Below are 17,399 nucleotides of genomic sequence, written 5' to 3' on the forward strand. Positions count from 1 at the left end.
TTCCGTTGACGTTCCTTGAACGCGTGCAGTACCTGGCCTATGACCCAGGGGTCACGCCGGCCGAGGGCGGTCTGCCCGGCCTCAGCGTGCTGCGCACCGTCATCAACTCGTTGAATCTGTTCGCGATCATCGCCGTGGTCGGCGCCCTGGCGGTGTCCGCGCTGATCTGGGCCTGGGGCCATCACTCGGGCGGTCACCAGGCGGAGGCCAACGGGAAGAAGGGCACGGTCGTTGCCGCTGCCTGCGCTCTGCTGTTGGGGGCGGCGAACGGGATCGTGGCGTTCTTCTCCGCCCTCGGAACGCAGGTGCAGTGATGAAGAAGCACTATTCGCCTGCCGGCGTGGGCTCGCCGTCCGTCGCGGTGCGGCGGTCCCTGCTCGGGGGCGCGGTCCTGCTGGTGCTGACCGCCCTGGCCGGGCTCCTGGCCTTCCATACCCGGGACGGGGCACCGCCGGCCGGCGAAGGAAAGCCGGAAGCGTCCGCGCAGCCCGAACCGCCTGCCCCTTCGGCGTCCGAGGCGCCACCGGAAGACCCGGACCCGGGCGCGGACGCTCCGGGCAGCGGGGGGCGGTCGCGTTCGGGTGATCCGGTGGAGTTCGCGAAGGCGGCGGCCGTGGCGCTGTGGTCCTACGACACCCGTTCCGCCTCTCACAAGGAGCACCTGGCCGGGCTGAAGGAGTGGATGACCGGCGAGAGCCGGTACGCGGACTGGGCGTCGGTGAACAAGCAGCTGCCGGACGGCGCGCTATGGGAGCGGATGGCGGAGAACAAGCAGCGCGCGTCCGCCGAGGCGGCCCAGGGCCGGTTCCCGCAGGCGTTCCTGGATGCGATGGCGAGCGAGCCCGGGGCGATCACCGAGGCGTATGTCTACGTCGTCACCGTGCACGGCAAGCAGACCCTGGCCTGGACCGGCTCCGGCGCGGGTGCCGAGGCCCGCTCGGTGACCTTGGCCGTGCAGTGCCGTCCCGATCAGGCGTGTGCGCTGGCCGGCGTGCTGCCGCAGGTGCTGCCGTGACGTCCGCTGAAGCGAAGGAAGGGCGGTAGCCATGCCGGACATCTGCAACATCCCCCTGGTCGACAAAGTCTGCGACGTCGTTGACGCCATCGACTTCGTCACCGATCCGGGCGGCGCCATCACGGATGGCATCGGTGCCTGGATCGCCAGGAGCGCCGGTGAACTCGCGGCGAGTGCAGCGGAGTTGGCGGCGCGGGCGGTGGATGCCACCACCCGGGTTGATCTGACCGCGTCCTGGTTCAAGGACAACTACGAGCTGCTGCTGCCGATCGGCCTCACCTTGACGGTAGCGACGTTCATTCTCCAGCTGGTGCGGGCCGCGTGGCGCAGGGATGAGCGGGCGCTGGTGCAGGCGGCTTCGGGGACGATGATCGGGGTGCTGTTCGCGTTCAGCGCGATCGCGCTCACCACGGTCGCGCTGACGGTGGTGGACGCCCTGTCCGCCGGGCTGTTCCAGGCCGCCAACTCCTCGGTGGACGACGCGATCCGGCGGGTCGTCCAGGTCTCGCAGTACGGGGCGATGTTCGAACTCGGCTGGCTGGTCCCGACGTTCGTTGCCATCGGCGCCGCGATCGGAGCGTTCTTGTACTGGGCGGTGATGGTGGCCCGCAAGGTCGGCATCCTGATCCTGGTGAGCCTGGCCGTGTTCGCCGGGGCCGGCGGCGGCTGGGAGGTCGCACGGAAGTGGCGGCGGGGCTGGATCGAGGCGACGGCAACCCTCATTGTCAGCAAGCTGCTGATGACGATCGTCTTCCTGATCGGCGTCAGCGCTATGGGCAAGTCCGAGCCCGGCGACGGCCTGGCGGCGCTCTCCGATGCGATGGCCGGCATCGTCGTGCTCGTTCTGGTGCTGCTCTGCCCGTACATCACCTACAAGTTCGTGCACTGGGCATCGGACGGCGGCGACGGCGGCGATATGCACCGCAGCGGCGTCGCCGGGCTGGCGGTGGCCGCGGGCGCGGGCAAGACCGCCGGGATGCTCGCGTTCCAGGCACGGGCCGGCGGACGAGCCCCGCAGGGCCCGGCCACCGTCGCGGGCCAGGGCGCGGGCGGTATCGCCGCCGGGATCAAGCCGAGCAACAGCGGCCCCGCGGCCGGCGCGGCTCCGCAGGAGCCGGCGCAGACGCACTTCCGCTTCGGCGAGGACCCGAAGGCCACCGGCGACAAGGGCCGGGCGCTGATCCAGCGACCGCCGACCAGCGGTGACCGGGGCCGGCCCCTCATCCGTAGGCCAGGCCAAGGCGCCGGTGCCGGCGGTGCGGCGACGGCGGAAGGGCCCTCCGGCGGAACTCCCGCCCCACCGCCGCCACCTGCGTCGACCGCTCGGGTTGCTCCTCCGGCTCCGCGAGACGCCGGGCCGCCACCCCAGGGCGGCAGTAGTCCTGGGCCGTCGTTCGAGCGGCCACCGAACGGCGGCGCGCCAGCCTGACCAGCCCTCAGCCCTCAGCCCTCAAGGGTGGGCCGGGCAGCCGCCGCGGCCCACCCTCCGGGCGCCCTTTCCTTCTCTTCCTCTCCTGCCTTCTTCGTGTTCCTAGGACGGTTCTGCCATGCATCCCGATGTCTCCGCCGGCCCGGCTCCGGTGAAGTTTCCGACCCGTTCGCGCCGTGGGGTCCTGCTGGGGCTCTCCGCGCCTCAACTCCTTGTCGTCGCCGTGACCGGGCTGGTGCTGTTCGCGGTGCTGGTCATCTCCGGTGTGCTGGGGGCGCTGATCCTGCTCCCGGTGTGGGCGGCCGTGGCGGCGGTGGTGTTCCTGCGGTACTGCGGGCGGACGCTGGCGGACTGGACGCCGATCGCCGCCCGGTACACGGTGCGGCGCCTGCACGGTCAGCTGGTCTGGCTGGCGCGCCCGGCCACCCGGGTGCGGCGCGACGGGTTGCTGCACCTGCCCGGCACCGCCGCCTCGCTGCGGGTGGTCACCTCCCCGAACGGGCGCCTGGACGCGGTCCACGACCCGCACCGCGAGACCCTCACCGCGGTCGTGCGGGTTTCCAGCCGCGCGTTCGCGCTGCTGGATGCGCCGATGCAGGACGCGAACGTTGCCGGCTGGGGACGCACGTTGGCGGCCCTGGCCCGCACTGGCCATGTCGCGCGGGTCCAGGTGCTGGAGCGGACCGTCCCTGACTCCGGCGATGCGCTGACCCGGCACTGGCACGAGCACGGCCACCCCGACGCCCGCCTCGCCGGACCGGTCTATGCCGACCTCCTGGCAGCCGCCGGACCGGCCGCGGCCCCGCACGAGGCGTATGTCGCGATCGCGCTCGACATGCGGGCGGCCCGTCGCCTGAGCAACCAGGCTGGCGGCGGACTGACCGGTGCCTTCACCGTCCTGGCCCAGCTGACGAACACCTTCGACCAGGCCGCCCGCACAAGCGGCCTGACCCCGTCCGGCTGGCTGACCGCTCCGCAGATCGCCGCCGTGGTCCGCAGCGCGTACGACCCGGCCGCCTCCGCTGCCCTGGAGCGCTGGTCGCCGACCGGCCGTCCGCAGGCGGCACCTGCAGCGGCCGGGCCGGTCGTCCTGGTGGAGAGCGCCGACCGGATCCGCACCGATACTGCCCACCACGCCGTCTATTGGGTGGAGAACTGGCCGCGCATCGAAGCCTCGCCTGGCTTTCTGCACCAGGTGCTGTTCACCGCCGGCGTGCGCCGCACCCTCTCCCTCACCTACAGCCCGAAGGGCCTGGAGGCCGCGCTCAAGGACGTCCGCCGCCGCAAGGCCACCGTCGTCGCCGACGCCGCTGAGCGCCAGCGCAAGGGCCAGGTCGATTCCGAGGAGGACAACGTCGAGTACGCCGACGTCCGTGACCGCGAACGCCAGCTCATCGCCGGCCACGCCGACATCGGACTCCTCGGCCTGATCACCGTCTCCGCCGACACCGAGGGCGACCTGCGGGCCGCGTGCGCGACGGTGGAGACCGCCGCCGTCGCCGCCCTGATCGACCTGCGCCCGCTGACCTGGCAGCAGGCCGAAGCCTTCACCGCCGCCGCCCTCCCGCTCGCCCGCAGCTGAGACGCGCCCTTCCCGTCCGCCCGCTGGCCACTACCCGAAGGACCCGCCGCATGCCGTCCGAGCTGCACCACGCCACCGAGGCGCTGGACTTCCACCGGGCCCTGACCGTTCCCGCAGGGCCGGTGGCCGCCACCCGCACCGAGCTGGACGCCCTCCACGCCCACCTCCTCGCGCTCTACGCCCTCCTGGACGCTCACACCACCGCCCCGGTCGAAGGCGGCCACCTGCGGGCGAGCCGGGTGCGGATCTGGCAGGCCGCCGACCACCTCCACGCCGCCTACCACGCCGCACCCCACCCCGACGGTCGACCGCCCACCCGCGAAGCCTGCCGTGCCCGTCTGCCCGAAGGCGCCCCCGAACTCACCATCTGCCAAAGCCACCTGGCCACCGCCGCCCACGTCCGGCGCGACCACACCCCGGCCGACCTCCACGACCCGTTCACCGGCCTGACCCGCTACTGACCACCAGGACACCCACTCATGCACACGCCCCGCCGCGCTTCTGCCAGCCCGCTGTTCACCCCGCACAAGGCCGACCGCCGCACCGCCCGGGCCACCCGCGACCGGCTGGCCGCCGCCCGCGCCCAGGCCCAGCACGCGAACCGGCCCGCCAGGCGCCGCGCCGAACACGGCCCTGACCCGGAGCTGGTGCCCACCTACCCGGCCACCGGACGGCCCGGTCCCGCCTCGGCCCGCGGCGGGCGCCTCGATCTGCCCGAGCACCGAATGACCACCGCCGTCGCCGCCGGGGCGTACCCGTTCCTGGCCGAGGGCGGCTTGGGCGCACGGGGTATCTATGTCGGCCAGGATGTCCATTCCGAAGCTGCCTTCTGCTACGACCCGTTCCAGCTCTACGGCCAGCTGGAAGGCTTCACCAACCCCAACGCCGTGATCGCCGGCGTCATCGGTATGGGCAAGTCCGCCCTCGCCAAGAGCCTCGCCCTGCGGGCGGTGGCGTTCGGCTACAAGATCTATGTGCCGTGTGACCCCAAAGCGGAGTGGACGGTCCTCTCCCAGGCTCTGGGCGGCCAGACCATCGCGCTCGGCCCGGGACTGCCCGGGCGGTTGAACCCGTTGGACGCACCGACGAAGCCCGCCGGAATCACCGCACGTGACTGGTCGGCCGAGGTCCGCAAACGCCGCTTGTTGCTGCTGGGCAGCCTAGCCCGCACCGTTCTGGCCCGGGATCTGCTGCCGATGGAACACACCGCGCTCGATGTCGCCCTCGACGACGCTGTCACGCAAGCAACGGCGGCACACGTCCCCCCGCTGCTGGGCGACGTCGCCGCGGTCCTCGCCTCACCCGCACGCCTCGACGCCGCCTCCGGAGAACCCGCCGGACGCCTCGGCCAGGCCGCAGAAGACCTCGCCCACGCCCTGCGCCGCCTCGTCCACGGCGACCTGGCCGGACTCTTCGACGCACCCTCGACCGTGAGCTTCGACCCCTCGGCCCCGATGCTGACGATCGACCTCTCCCGCCTCGGCAGCGCCGGAGACGACACCGGCCTCGTCCTCGCCATGACCTGCGCGAGCGCCTGGATGGAAGCCGCTCTCGCCGACCCCGCAGGCGGCCGACGATGGGTGATCTACGACGAGGCATGGCGCGTGATGCGGCACCTCGCCCTGCTGGAGCGCATGCAGAGCCAGTGGAAACTCTCCCGCGGCCTCGGCATCGCCAACGTCATGATCATCCACCGGCTGTCCGACCTGCTGTCCGCAGATGACGCCGGCTCCCGTGGACGGGCGCTCGCCGAGGGCCTGCTCAGCGACTGCTCCACTCGGATCATCTACCGGCAAGAAGCCGACCAGCTCACCGCGGCCGGCGCCCTGCTCGGCCTGACAGGCGTGGAAACCCAGGCCGTCTCCGCCCTCACCAAGGGCCGCGGCCTGTGGAAGATCGCCGGCCGCTCCTTCATCTCGCAGCACCTCCTCCACCCCCTCGAACGCGATCTGTTCGATACGGACTCCCGGATGGGAACAAACCCCCACGAATCTTCCGATAGCACATTTTTCCGGCCGGACCAAACCGGCGGTTAGCGCGGAAACTCCCAGCACTCCATTCCTCTCTTCATTCTTTCGATGAGGCGGTATCTCATGACGGACAGCCCACGCATAGCCGTCGAGCATCATGACCGCTACGGCGTGACCGCTCAGCTCGCGCACGAGGACCCTGCGGCCGATCGCGCCCTGCGCCAGGCGGGATTCCGGCCGCTGGCCGGGTCGGGCCAGTACGTCCTCGCCGCCGCGGACCCAGACCAGACCCCACGTGCCCAGCGGGCCGTCCAGTCCCTTCGGGCAGCGAACTTCCAGGTCGACGCCGCCGAGGCATACGACCTCCCCACCGCGGCTACCGCCACGGGCGTTCACGGCCAGCGCGGAACAGCCGGTGGTCTTCAGCTGGAGCCCGACGTCGTATTCGGCGCCGATCCCGGCCTCGGAATTGTGGCCGCTGTGGCTGATGACCGGCCCTTCCTCGACGAGGTGCTCCGTTCCCACGGTTTCGCCTACAGCGACCGCCAGGACCTCTACCTCCTGCCGACCGGCACCCCGCACAACACCGCGGTCCGCGCGGTATCTGGCGCCAGCCAGGTGCTGCACGACGCACGGCTCGCGGTCCTCGCCGATCCACGGATCATGGTGCCGCCTTCGGTCCCGGTCCCGGACGGCATGCCGGCTCGCGAGGCCCGGGCCGGCCCAGTCGGTCACGGCGCTGACCGGCGAGCTGCACGAGGTGCGCCGCGCGACCGATGTCGCTGACCGTCTCGACCAGGTCGTCGATGAACGCCTCGGGGCGGTCGCCGACCTGGAGGAGTTCGTCGGCAACGCAGTCGCGTGGTCCGAGCGGCTCGGGACGCCGAACGGCCAGGAACTCGCCGGCCGGCTTCGTGCGACCGCCCAGCAGGTCAGCGCTCTTCGCGAGGAACTCACCGACATCCAGCTCGACTTCGCCGTCACTCTCGACATCACCCCTGCCGACGCTCCGCCGCTGACCGCCCTCCCGCACCCCCGTCAGCGGGACATCCGACCGCCCGCACACGAAGCCCGAGCACACGCAGCCCTTCTGACCTCGCCCCACCGCCCGACCGCCCCGGCACCACTGGCAGAAACGCCGTACTCGGCCCCGGCGGCTACGGCACCGCGCCGCACCCGCTGACCACCCAACACCCCACCGCTTTCCCGCTACCACCGGTAGGAGATCCGCCTTGTCCGAAGCACCAGCAGAGCCGTTCATGACGATCCGGCACGCCATCACCGGCGAGATCACCACCACCGGCTACAACGCCGCCGCCCGGCGGATCCTGCTCCAGGCCGGCTTCGAAGAGACGCCCGGCTGCGCCTGCCGAGCGACGGAACCCGGTATGGAGCCGACGCACGGGTCTGCCCGGCAGCCAGCGAGCTGCTCGTCGCCGGCCATCCCGTGCACCTGGACCGAGCCCTCGGTCGGCCGGTGAGCGCCGACGGTACGCCCGGTTGGCCCGGTCGCCGATGCCGGCACAGTCCGTGATCCCGCTCCGAGAGCGGCCAGCCTCTCCGGCGCCTCGCCAACTCCGCCCGCGCCCGCACCTGTTGAAGGGCCCTCGTTTTGACCACACCTCGAACGCCTGCCGGTCCAGCGCGCACTAAGGGCGGCGAACTACGGGCCAAGGTGGCCCGACTGCTGGCGGACCGGCCGGCGGACACGCTCACCATCGGGGGCATGGCCAGGCATCTGGGCCACTCCCATGGCGCCGTCCGTAACGCCGCCCTCACCCTGGTGCGACGCGGCGAGGCCGACCAAGGCGGAACCGGACAACCGGAGTTCCGCGCGAACGCGAAAACCGCCGCAGCTGCGCAGAGGGCTGTGATCAGCCCACCGGGCACCCACTCTCCCCGCGCCCAGGCGGCCACGGCCCGCACGACCATTCCCGCAGCAGCCACGCCCAGGCAGACCGGCCCGATCCGCCGCGCGGGGGGCCAGCTCTACCACCCCCGGGAGCTGGCCGATCTGCCCGACGTCGAGGCGCTGAATCGCCTGCGCGACGCCGATGTGCCGGTGCTGCTCTATGGCCCTCCGGGCACCGGCAAGACGAGTCTGGTCGAGGCGGCGTTCCCGGACCTGCTCACCGTCGCCGGTGACGGCGACACCACGGTCGGCGACTTGGTCGGCGAGTACACACAGGACGACGCGGGAGCCTACGTCTTCCAGTACGGTCCGCTGGTCACCGCGATGACCGAGGGCCGCGCCCTGCTGATCGACGATGCCACCTTGATCTCACCGAAGGTCCTGGCGGCGCTGTATCCCGCGATGGACGGGCGCAGGCAGATCCAGGTCAAGGCCCACAAGGGTGAGACCATCAAGGCCGAGCCGGGCTTCTACGTGGTGGCGGGCCACAATCCCGGCGTCCACGGGGCCGTGTTGACCGAGGCGCTCGCGTCCCGGTTCAGCGTGCAGATCCAGATCGGCACGGACTATGACCTCGCCCTGGCGCTGAGGGTCGATGCCCGGGTGGTCCGGGTCGCCCGACACGTGTCGCGGACGCCTGGAAGGTCTACGAGACGCAGGCCCAAGCTCGCTACCGGGACGTCGGCGAACGCCTGCCAGGGCTGCTGCGACAGGGGCATGCCGCGCTACGGGACGCCCGCTCCGAGGACGAGCCCGCTGTCCTTCGTCAGCTCATCAGCCTGTACGGGCTGCATCAGATCTGGCTGCGCCGGGTCGGCGAACCGACTCTCGCCCGGATTGCGGCTGACCGGGGCCTTTCGCTGGCCGACAACGCCGGCGACCCTGCGCTTCTTGCTGCCGCGGCCTGGAACCTCTCGTGTGTACTCACGACATCCGGTGACGTGTCCGACAGCTACGAGCTGGCCAAGCAGACTATCGCCCAGTGCAAGCCGGACGACGGCTCCTCCCCGGAGCACTGGTCGGCGTACGGCGCACTGCACCTGCAAGGTGCCGTCGCCGCCGTCCGCGCCGCCAAGGCGCCGCTTGGCTGGGACCTCTACCGAGGGGCCCACGCCGCCGCCGAGCGAGTCGGCGGCGATCTGAACCACTGGCACACCTGCTTCGGCCCGACGAACGTGGCGATGCACGAGGTCCACCTCATGGCCGAAGAGGGTGACGCAGGTCGGAGACCTTTCCGGGCGCCTCATCGCCGAAGCCGGCCTGCCGCCCATCCGCCTCCACGACCTCCGCCACGGCGCCGCAACTCTCATGCTCGCCGCCGACGTCGACATCAAGGTCGTCTCCGACACACTCGGCCACAGCGACTCCCGCATCACCCGGGACATCTACCAGTCCGTCCTCGACGACCTCGCCCGCGAAGCCGCCGAAGCCGTCGTCAAACTCGTCCCCCGCGCGCCTCAAGCCATTCGCTCTGCCATCGAACAACGCGCTGCCCGGCAGACGGTCTCCGGACTCAAGGCAGCCGAAGAATGCACCTGTTCGTGCACCTGCGGAGCGACAGGGCGGGAAGTGCCTGCGGCGTAGTGGGACCAACTGGTGCATCTGCCGCTCCGACCGGGTTCGTCTTCTACGGGTGGGCCCGGTCTCCATCTGCACGCATCGACGTGTCCGGCAGGCACGTGGGGATCGTCGAGTACGCGCTGTACGGCAAGCGCCGAGACGATCGTGCATCCCATCTGCCGCTGGTCGGCGTGGCTGTGAGCACAATCCTGCGGTGCCATGCGCTTGTCGTAGGGGACCCAGTTCCGGTGGTTGTAGAGGACGTAGAACGGAAGACATCCGGATGCCACCGTATTCTTGAAAGGTCGTTTTCTCCTGGTGTTTCGTCCTGGAATGTGAGGTTGGGTTGCGGGTGTTGAGTCGCGCCAGGAGATGGTGGCTTCGCCGGTGAGGCGGCGGGCCATCAGGTCGGTCATTGCGAGGTGGATCATGGCTTCGGAACGGGTCGGGCTAAGGCGGGCGCGCGGGGTCGAGACAGGCGTACACCGTCTCCCGCCCCAGCCATCACCTCATCGCGCGATCGAGCCCCTCCTACACCAAGAGCCTCACCGGCACGACCACCTCCCACCACGCAAAGCCCATCATTCTCAACCAAAACAGGAGAAAAGACGCGCTAGTCGGCCCCAACCAGAACCGTTTCCACAGCTCCTACTGCCCGCCTATTTCACGGCGGCCAGCAGGCCGCATCTCCGTCGACGGCGACAGATGTCAGCTGCCGCTACGACGCCTCGGGCGGTGTGTCGCTCCCTGAGACTGCATCAGCGCTGTGCTAAGCATGATGCCATCGACGAGAACGGTGCAGTAGTCGGGCACTGAGCTCTTGTGCTCGATCACCCGAGGTCGCTCCTGCGGTGACGCTTCCCTGACTGGCAGGGCCGGATGAGGGCGCGGCGGTGAGAGAGACCGAGCTGGCCGGGGGCGCATGATGAGTGAGCTGCAACTGTGGGATGACAACCCGACGACGGTCGACCTTCTGGGGTTCACCTCGATCGTTGACACCGTCGCGGCTGCTCTGCAGTCCCGCTCCCTGGACCCCGTGACCATCGGCATCAACGCTCCCTGGGGCGGAGGGAAGTCCACCGTTCTGGGCCTGCTGCAGGCCGAGCTGAGCCGCCAGAGCGGCTACCGCGTCATTCGGCTCGATCCGTGGGAGTTTGACGACCAGTTTGATGTGCGCGGCGCCGTCATCGGTGAAGTCCTACAGGACCTCCTCACGACGTACCCGGATGAAGGACTCGATGACCGGGTCAAAGACCTGTTGGAGCGCATCAGTTGGTCACGCGTCGCCTCCAGCATGGCCCGTGGCAGGCTGGTAGCGCAGACCGAAGAGCTCGTCAAAGCGCTCACGCCCCGATCGAAGGAGAACGCCAAGAGCCTGGCGGGCTTTCGCAGTGAGTTCGCCAAGCTGCTCCAGGACCTCGCTCCGCTGCAGCGGCTGGTCGTACTGGTAGACGACCTTGACCGATGCCTACCGGACGCAGTGATGGCCACGTTGGAGGCCATCAAGCTGTTCTTGTCGGTTGAGAAGGTGGCCTTCGTCCTGGCGGCTGATCAGGAGATGGTGCGGGAGTCCATCGCCGTCAGCCTCGACGCCACAGGCCGCGGCGAACAGTTTGCGCAGCGCTACCTGGAAAAAATCGTCCAACTGCCCCTGTCGCTCCCGCGTATCAGTGCGGACGAGGCCGCCGCGTTCATCACCCTCCTGCTGTCCGAACAACGCTGTCCGCAGCAAGAGCAGTACACACAGTTGATCGGACACGCGCAACAGCGACGTGCTCAGGGCCTGTCACCCGTCCTGGCCGACATGCAGAGCCTGCCGTGGGAACCCGATGCCGACACCGTAGGGCTGGCCAGCCGCCTCGCCACCGGCCTGTCAGCTCACCGCTCGGGAAGTCCCCGCAGCATCAAGCGGTTCCTCAATGCGTGGGCGCTGCGTACCAGGATCGCCGAGCGGCACGGCATCGCCATCGAGGCCTCGGTGATCGCCAAGCTCATGCTGCTGGAAGACAGCCACAGCAAGGACTTCGAGACGCTTGTTGGACTCCGGGACGCCCAGCGCAGCGAACTGCTGCAGCGCTGGCAGGCTTGGGGGCGTGGCGAGGAGCGTGACAAGCCCGGCGAGGTCAGCGAAATGAGCAAGGAGTGGGCCGCGTCTGACCCCGACCTCATCAACGCCCCGATCGGCCCGTATCTGAGCCTGGCCGCGTCACTGGTGAGTCTCACGGCCGCGGCCTCCCTGACACAGCAGCAGCTCTCCTGGGCGAGCGACCTGGCCAGCGCTTCGGACCCGCACCGCAGTGATGCCCAGACACAGATCGTGGCTGCCCCCGTCACCGACCAGCAAGCAGTTGCCCAGGCACTCATTCAGCGGGCACGCCGGGAGTCAGAAACCGATCACCTGGTTCACTCCCTCGTCCATATAGCCATCCACACAGTCGAGCTGCGGGCGCTGATCGCGCAGGGTCTGTGGGAGGTACGCAAGTACCTCCTGCCCGGCGCCGTCGTCGACATCGACACCAGCGGCGTCGAAGAGCTGCGGGCGCTGCTTCCCCAGCTGGCCGAGGCCACCGACATCGAGCCGGCGGTGCAGCAAGCGGCACAGATGGCACTGGGGCGCTGATGGGTACCTCCGGCTCCTACGGCGGCAGCGGTACGTCCGACTGGCAGGAAGCCCATGACGCCTTTGACGCCCTGCCCAGTTCTGCGCCGGCCGGCTCCGGCCCCGGGCATCCTCCCGATCCCGCGCAGGACCAGCAGCAGCCGCTCGACAATCTCCTCGACGCTCTCGGCGCGGCCCTGCAGAAGGACGACGCGGACCGCGGAAAGCCATCGGCCGCCGGGTACCCGCTCTCCGCCCTGCTTGCCTCTCCCCGAGGCAGCGGGGGAGGGGGCGCCGGCGCAGGAACCCGAACACCCACGGGCAGAGCCGGTGCAGGTTCACGACGGCAGGTCGTCAAAGGCTCCGCCCGTGGGGCCGCTGCACTTGCCGGCGCCTACGCGCTGCGCAGCGGTGACGCAGCCCGACTTCAGGAACTCGGCCTCGATCTCGCCGAGCTGCGAAGCATGGGCCCACGGGCACAGATCTCCCGCATCCTGCAGGCGGTGCTCGGCGACGCAGGCCACCCCGACGAAGCCGCCCTGAGGAAAGCCGCCACCAGATGGGTCAAGGCCGTACTCCTCGATCCCCTGCCGCCCGCACCACAGGAGGGCATGCGAGGACTCGTCACCGAGTGGATTTACGAGCTCTCCGTGGTCGAACTCGGCTCTCAGAAGGCCCGGGGGAACCTGACCGCGCAGGAGGCCATCCGTAAACAACGATGGCTGCGCTCCTGGCTAGAGCGTCGGCTCAAAGGCCTTCTCGTTCCCGATACGCGAGGCATGACTGTACAGGAATTCACCGCTACAGCAGCCAAGGTGACCGGGGAGGCACTGCGCATGCTGCGCGCACGACGCTCATGACCACTGCCATCGAAGTGCTCCCGCACGACGCCGATCAGCACGAACCCTCTGCCAGGCCCGTGCGCTGGGCCCGTACGCGCGACGACGGCCCGACCGTCGAAGTCACCGGCACCCTCGGGTGGGATCTGGACCTGATCGGGCGGGCCCCTGTGACCGCGGCAGATCTGGCCCGTATCGCGGCATCGGCATATCTCGCCGATCGCGCGGTCCGCCGTCCCCTCACGTTCGTCAGGACAATCGAGCTCACCGCCCACACGGTGAACCCCGAACCCTGGCGAGGTACTTGCGGCCAACTCGTCGAAGAGCTGCTGCGCTGGCTCACCGGTGACCTATGGCACCTGCACGCCGTACCCGCCCCGCCCACAGACCGGACACTGACTCCCCTGGAACCGGCCGACGACGTCATGCTCCTGAGCGGCGGCCTCGACTCTCTGTGCGGCGCCGTCGACCACCTGCCGGACGGCACCCAACGGATCTACCTGAGCCACTACGACGGCAGCACCGCAGTCCGCAGCGCACAGACCAAAGCCAGCTCGTGGCTGCAGAGTCGCGCCTCCCAGCCCCTGCGGCATCTCAGCACCAAGATCTGTCAGACCGGCCCCTCCGCGGAGCCCTCCTCACGCAGCCGAAGCCTGCTGTTCGCTGCCCTAGCTGCCGCGACCGCAGCCAGCGCCGCCAGCCCGCAGGTCACGGTGCCCGAGAACGGATTCACCAGCATCAACCCACCATTCACCCCAGCACGCGGCGGCGCCCTGTCTACCCGGTCCACTCATCCCGGAACCTTCAGCCGCCTCAATAGCCTTCTGGCTAGCGCAGACATCTCCGTCCAGATCGCCAACCCCTACCTACACCGAACCAAAGGCGAGCTCCTCGCACGCGCCCACGACCGCGCCGGAGACACGCTGCTCGCCGCGGCCGCCGAGACCCTCTCCTGCGGCAAACTCGACGGGGCCCGCTATCCGGGCGGTAACGCGAACCTCAACTGCGGCCTGTGCGTGGCCTGCCTGGTACGCCGCGGGTCCTTCACCACCGGCCCCTATCGCGACCACACCGCCTACCTCGTTGACCGCCTAGACGGCACATCGCACCAGCTGCTGCTCACCAACCGCCGCAGAGATGTTCACGACGTCCAGCAAGCCATCCTCAACGGCATCGAGGACACCGATATCCTTGCCGTCGGCGATCTGCCCCCCGAGACCGACTTCGACGCCGTCGTGGACCTGTGCCAGCGAGGCCTCCAGGAACTGAGCCGTGTCCCACTCCCCTGACGAACTACCTGAGCTAGACTGCCACGCCCACATCGCCCCCGACGTCACCGACTCCCAGATCGACGCACTCCACGGGGCTGTCGTGCTCGCTATGACCCGCACGCCGGCAGAGACCACCCACGCCCTGCGACGCCGGGACACCACTCTGGTCTGGGGCACTGGCGTGCACCCCGCGGTACCGGCCGCGCTCAAGGCCTTCAGCCCGCGCCAGTTCCGCACCACCCTGAAGCAGACTTGCCTCATCGGCGAAGTCGGACTCGACCGCCGCGGCAGCCTCGACACGCAGCGCTCCGTGCTCACCGAGATCCTCGACGCTGCGCGCGATGAACCGGTCGTCCTCTCCCTGCACAGCAGCGGGCGCACCGGACCTCTGATGGACCTGCTCACCAGCCGCCCGCATCCGGGCATCATCCTGCACTGGTTCCTGGGCAGCCCCGCCGAGCAGAAGCAGGCCCTTGACCTGGGCGCCTACTTCTCGGTAAACGCCGCCATGCCAGACGACGCCCTGACCGCGTTCCCCCTGGACCGTCTGCTTCCCGAGACCGACTTCCCCGCCAGCAGACGGACCACTCGAGCGACCCGCCCCGGTGTCATCGAGCCGATCGAACAACGGCTAGCCCAACTTCACGGCACGACACCCCAGCTGATCAGGCGCCGCTTCTGGCAGAACCTGCGTGAACTGACCACTCGGACGCAGGTGCTGGACCGTCTGCCGGAGCCCATCGCGGACTGGGCACTGGAAGCCTGACCCCAAACGGTTCGGCACGCGTCACGCGAGACGGCAGCATACGACCCGCCGTGGTTCACTCACTCGCGCCGACGCGATCTGCGATCTCAGGGCGGTCGGCAAGCGAATCCGGCAGACGACATCCGCGCAGAATGCCCGCCTTGAGGAGCTGCGCTTCCTCCAGCCCACGCGCGGTGGACAGGTTGGCGCGAGTGAGATCGGTGTCTGCCAGGTCGGCGCCCTTGAGGTTCGCACCGCGTAGGTCCGCCTCGGCGAGGGTGGCTCCTTTCACTAGGGCTCCCTGCAAATAGGCGCCTTGGAGCTGTGCACCCTTCAGATGGAGGCCAGCCAGGTCTACCGGCCTGTGACGGCCGCCCCGCCAAGAACGCTTCACCGTCAGTGCACGCAGCGCCTCCTGGACCTGCTCCTCCGGCTTCTTGGGCAGCTGCGCTGCATCCAGCGCCGTCGCCGCAGCGTCCGGTGCATGACGGCGCACGAAGGCATTGAGTACCCGCGCCGCATGCTCGCCCTGGTCCGGCGCGTCCTGGACGATCTGCTCCATCGCCAAGACACCCCCGATACGCACATACACCTCGTCCGAGCTCAGCCGCTCCAACGCCTTGGTGAAGCGATCAGTGACCTGACCCCGGCGACTGAGCCGAAAGGTACGCGCCGTGTAGGTGAGGGCGATACCGGCCCCGACAGCGGCGACCACCTGCACGATCGCGAGACGGAACTGGCCCACGGCTGCTGCCCGGCCAGGGGCATCCAGAGAAGACCAATCGCTGCTCGTAACCCAGCGCGTCAGACGCCGAGTGAGTGGAGTGAAGACGAGAGCCAATATGCCAGCAAGCAACGCCGCACCCATGGCTGACAGAGCGATCCACCGTGTCTTCCTCCACCACATGCGATGTTTCTACCGTGTCCGGCCGCCATGGTGCACACCGCGCGCTCGGCGCCGTGTACACCAGGACGACTTCCGCCGACCGGCACGTCACTCCGCCCGACAAGGTTGAGGTCCGCGCCGTAACTGAGCGGACCTCAGCCCCAGCCAGTAACTGCACGCGCTAGCCTGTCAACAGGCCGAGCGCATCGGCCCAAGCCGGGGCTCGCCCATGAACGGCCCCACACGGCAAAGGTGCCCGGGTCATCCCGGACCCGTTCACGGGTGAACTGGAGAGTGGCCACGCGGACACCGTGTTCCCGGCGGATGTCGTGAAGGTTGAAGTCGGTGAAGGACTCCTCGCCCGGAGGCCATCGCGCGAGGTACCCCTCCGCCAAGCGTTCGAAGGTTCGCTCGGCGCAACGGCAGAGCGTCCCCGCCGGCGTTCCCTTCGGTCCCGAAGGCCCCACCGGGAGCGCGCACCCCGGACGGAACCGGTAGTCAGCGGTGAGCCGACGGCAGCACCCGTATTTCAGTTCCATGTCGTTCCCGCTCCGGTTAGCAGCAGCCTCTGGCGGGTCTACGCGGAGCCATCAGCACGCAAGCCGCGAGCGAGCTCCGCATGACGGCGCATGACCGGCAGCGTGCCGGCATCCACTTTCTCCTGTCCGTGAATCTCCCCGCACGGGCAGACACTCCAGCCGTCAGCCTCGATCCGGTCTGCAATGGCGTCCACCAAGTCCGCCAATTCGTCGAGGACGCCGACCGGGATGTCGGCGGCGCCGTCGATGTGGCGACGGACCAGTGCGGCGCCGATCTCGGTGGCGAGGTCCAGGAGGTGTGCCGCGGCGGGGCCGTCGCCGTTGAGTCCGGCGTACTTGCCTGCTTGCGAGGCGGCGGTGACCAGGTGGCCGAGGTGCTTGACGGAGACGCTGACCATCCGGTCGTCGATGCGCACCGGCCGTACCGCGTGCGGCGGGGTTGTCCCCGGACCGTCCTCGCAGGCGCCGATGATGACGTCGGAGACCGCTTCGGGAGTGACCAGCGCGACGGCCTCGCTCTCGTCCATGCCGATCCGCTGCGCCGCCGTGTGGACGAGGTGCATCGCGACGCCTCGCACGGCCTCCGTCTCTACTTCGACCCCGTGGGTCAGCAGGAGGGCGGTCGCCTGGGTGACCAGGGTCCGGAAGGGGAGTGAGGCTATGGCTTCTACCACGACCGCAAGCCTACGGGGTCCATGTTGTCGGAGTCCGACAAGCGGCGCGCGAATGGTCCTCGGACGAAGCGAGGACGCGGCGCGCGCGTTAGCGGTGGGGTGTGCGCACCCTCCTGCACCCGCGCTGGTCCGATGCGCTCCCCTTGCGCTCCCCTTGGATTTCGCGGCATGGACGGGACCGGCCCGATAAGTGGCCGTCAGCCCCGAAACATGAGAAAGGCCAGGTCAGACGGAGTCTGACCTGGCCTTTGGGGGAGCCGCCTGGGGGAGTCGAACCCCCGACCTACGCATTACGAGTGCGTCGCTCTGGCCGACTGAGCTAAGGCGGCGTGTTGCGCGGGCAAGTCTACACAGGTCCGGGGGTGGTCTGTGCAGGGT

16 protein-coding genes, 1 tRNA gene and 3 pseudogenes are annotated in these 17,399 nt (G+C 69.6%); 15 read left to right on the top strand and 5 right to left on the bottom strand.

Annotated features, from left to right (window positions below):
- Positions 1–5 precede the first annotated feature (5 nt).
- The 11 genes and pseudogenes from E0D90_RS02490 to E0D90_RS28680 form a co-directional block, all read left to right on the top strand.
- Entirely contained in the window at positions 6–314 is a 309-nt protein-coding gene (locus tag E0D90_RS02490; protein WP_130796428.1) for a DUF6112 family protein, read from the top strand.
- Positions 314–1,015, top strand: coding sequence for a prolipoprotein diacylglyceryl transferase (locus E0D90_RS02495; RefSeq protein ID WP_130796429.1), 702 nt, complete (start codon positions 314–316; stop codon positions 1,013–1,015). The genes E0D90_RS02490 and E0D90_RS02495 overlap by 1 nt, the downstream gene beginning before the upstream one ends.
- 31 nt (positions 1,016–1,046) lie before the next feature.
- Positions 1,047–2,444 (top strand): SCO6881 family protein, encoded by a 1,398-nt coding sequence (locus tag E0D90_RS02500; protein WP_130796430.1) that lies wholly within the window; start codon positions 1,047–1,049, stop codon positions 2,442–2,444.
- Positions 2,445–2,562: 118 nt separating this feature from the next.
- Entirely contained in the window at positions 2,563–4,026 is a 1,464-nt protein-coding gene (locus tag E0D90_RS02505; RefSeq protein ID WP_130796431.1) for an SCO6880 family protein, read from the top strand.
- A 50-nt stretch (positions 4,027–4,076) separates the two neighbouring features.
- Positions 4,077–4,487: a DUF6238 family protein gene (locus E0D90_RS02510; RefSeq protein ID WP_130796432.1), complete on the top strand. Its 411-nt coding sequence runs from the start codon at positions 4,077–4,079 to the stop codon at positions 4,485–4,487.
- A gap of 18 nt (positions 4,488–4,505) precedes the next feature.
- Positions 4,506–6,062, top strand: a complete 1,557-nt coding sequence (locus E0D90_RS02515; RefSeq protein ID WP_227869941.1) for a putative type IV secretion/conjugal transfer ATPase — start codon at positions 4,506–4,508, stop codon at positions 6,060–6,062.
- 57 nt (positions 6,063–6,119) lie between these two features.
- A complete protein-coding gene (locus E0D90_RS02520) occupies positions 6,120–6,782 on the top strand; it encodes a hypothetical protein (protein ID WP_130796433.1) in 663 nt (220 codons plus the stop codon).
- On the top strand, positions 6,757–7,179 hold the full coding sequence (locus E0D90_RS02525) for a hypothetical protein (protein ID WP_130796434.1): 423 nt from the start codon (positions 6,757–6,759) through the stop codon (positions 7,177–7,179). The genes E0D90_RS02520 and E0D90_RS02525 overlap by 26 nt, the downstream gene beginning before the upstream one ends.
- A 76-nt stretch (positions 7,180–7,255) precedes the next feature.
- Positions 7,256–7,477, top strand: a complete 222-nt coding sequence (locus E0D90_RS02530) for a hypothetical protein (protein WP_103502148.1) — start codon at positions 7,256–7,258, stop codon at positions 7,475–7,477.
- 194 nt (positions 7,478–7,671) lie between these two features.
- A pseudogene (locus E0D90_RS02535) lies at positions 7,672–8,541 on the top strand (AAA family ATPase); the annotation flags it as partial.
- A 585-nt stretch (positions 8,542–9,126) separates the two neighbouring features.
- A pseudogene (locus E0D90_RS28680) lies at positions 9,127–9,363 on the top strand (tyrosine-type recombinase/integrase); the annotation flags it as partial.
- 2 nt (positions 9,364–9,365) lie between these two features.
- On the opposite strand, the gene E0D90_RS28685 reads toward E0D90_RS28680, so the two are convergent.
- Positions 9,366–9,758 (bottom strand): DUF6615 family protein, encoded by a 393-nt coding sequence (locus E0D90_RS28685; RefSeq protein WP_498072956.1) that lies wholly within the window; start codon positions 9,756–9,758, stop codon positions 9,366–9,368.
- A 36-nt stretch (positions 9,759–9,794) separates the two neighbouring features.
- Positions 9,795–9,917: pseudogene (locus E0D90_RS27590) on the bottom strand (IS5 family transposase); the annotation flags it as partial.
- Between the two features lie 476 nt (positions 9,918–10,393).
- Here E0D90_RS27590 and E0D90_RS02555 point away from each other — a divergent pair.
- The 4 genes from E0D90_RS02555 to E0D90_RS02570 are packed head-to-tail and all read left to right on the top strand — an operon-like array spanning position 10,394 to position 14,943.
- Entirely contained in the window at positions 10,394–12,088 is a 1,695-nt protein-coding gene (locus tag E0D90_RS02555; protein ID WP_157996799.1) for a KAP family P-loop NTPase fold protein, read from the top strand.
- A complete protein-coding gene (locus tag E0D90_RS02560) occupies positions 12,088–12,927 on the top strand; it encodes a hypothetical protein (protein WP_130796437.1) in 840 nt (279 codons plus the stop codon). The genes E0D90_RS02555 and E0D90_RS02560 overlap by 1 nt, the downstream gene beginning before the upstream one ends.
- Positions 12,924–14,195, top strand: a complete 1,272-nt coding sequence (locus tag E0D90_RS02565; RefSeq protein WP_130796438.1) for a queuosine biosynthesis protein queC — start codon at positions 12,924–12,926, stop codon at positions 14,193–14,195. The genes E0D90_RS02560 and E0D90_RS02565 overlap by 4 nt, the downstream gene beginning before the upstream one ends.
- Positions 14,179–14,943 (top strand): TatD family hydrolase, encoded by a 765-nt coding sequence (locus tag E0D90_RS02570; protein WP_130796439.1) that lies wholly within the window; start codon positions 14,179–14,181, stop codon positions 14,941–14,943. The genes E0D90_RS02565 and E0D90_RS02570 overlap by 17 nt, the downstream gene beginning before the upstream one ends.
- Positions 14,944–14,998: 55 nt before the next feature.
- Here E0D90_RS02570 and E0D90_RS02575 read toward each other — a convergent pair whose 3' ends face one another.
- The 3 genes from E0D90_RS02575 to E0D90_RS02585 all read right to left on the bottom strand — a co-directional run bounded on the left by E0D90_RS02575 (position 14,999) and on the right by E0D90_RS02585 (position 17,350).
- The gene (locus E0D90_RS02575; RefSeq protein WP_157996800.1) at positions 14,999–15,667 is read right to left on the bottom strand and encodes a pentapeptide repeat-containing protein; all 669 of its coding nucleotides are present in this window, start codon (positions 15,665–15,667) and stop codon (positions 14,999–15,001) included.
- Between the two features lie 718 nt (positions 15,668–16,385).
- Positions 16,386–17,021 carry a hypothetical protein gene (locus E0D90_RS02580; RefSeq protein ID WP_130796441.1) on the bottom strand — a complete coding sequence of 212 codons (636 nt, stop codon included), beginning with the start codon at positions 17,019–17,021 and terminating at the stop codon, positions 16,386–16,388.
- A 255-nt stretch (positions 17,022–17,276) separates the two neighbouring features.
- Positions 17,277–17,350: transfer RNA gene (locus tag E0D90_RS02585), tRNA-Thr, on the bottom strand.
- Between the last annotated feature and the right edge of the window lie 49 nt (positions 17,351–17,399).

Origin of the sequence: Streptomyces otsuchiensis (assembly GCF_004305975.1) — a bacterium.
In the GTDB taxonomy this organism is placed as follows: domain Bacteria; phylum Actinomycetota; class Actinomycetes; order Streptomycetales; family Streptomycetaceae; genus Streptomyces; species Streptomyces otsuchiensis.

Coding starts and splice junctions, on each gene's coding strand:
- E0D90_RS02495 (WP_130796429.1), top strand. CDS start 314: ATGAAGAAGCACTATTCGCCTGCCGGCGTGGGCTCGCCGTCCGTCGCG.
- E0D90_RS02555 (WP_157996799.1), top strand. CDS start 10,394: ATGAGTGAGCTGCAACTGTGGGATGACAACCCGACGACGGTCGACCTT.
- E0D90_RS02565 (WP_130796438.1), top strand. CDS start 12,924: ATGACCACTGCCATCGAAGTGCTCCCGCACGACGCCGATCAGCACGAA.
- E0D90_RS02530 (WP_103502148.1), top strand. CDS start 7,256: ATGACGATCCGGCACGCCATCACCGGCGAGATCACCACCACCGGCTAC.
- E0D90_RS02500 (WP_130796430.1), top strand. CDS start 1,047: ATGCCGGACATCTGCAACATCCCCCTGGTCGACAAAGTCTGCGACGTC.
- E0D90_RS02510 (WP_130796432.1), top strand. CDS start 4,077: ATGCCGTCCGAGCTGCACCACGCCACCGAGGCGCTGGACTTCCACCGG.
- E0D90_RS02560 (WP_130796437.1), top strand. CDS start 12,088: ATGGGTACCTCCGGCTCCTACGGCGGCAGCGGTACGTCCGACTGGCAG.
- E0D90_RS02520 (WP_130796433.1), top strand. CDS start 6,120: ATGACGGACAGCCCACGCATAGCCGTCGAGCATCATGACCGCTACGGC.
- E0D90_RS02515 (WP_227869941.1), top strand. CDS start 4,506: ATGCACACGCCCCGCCGCGCTTCTGCCAGCCCGCTGTTCACCCCGCAC.
- E0D90_RS02505 (WP_130796431.1), top strand. CDS start 2,563: ATGCATCCCGATGTCTCCGCCGGCCCGGCTCCGGTGAAGTTTCCGACC.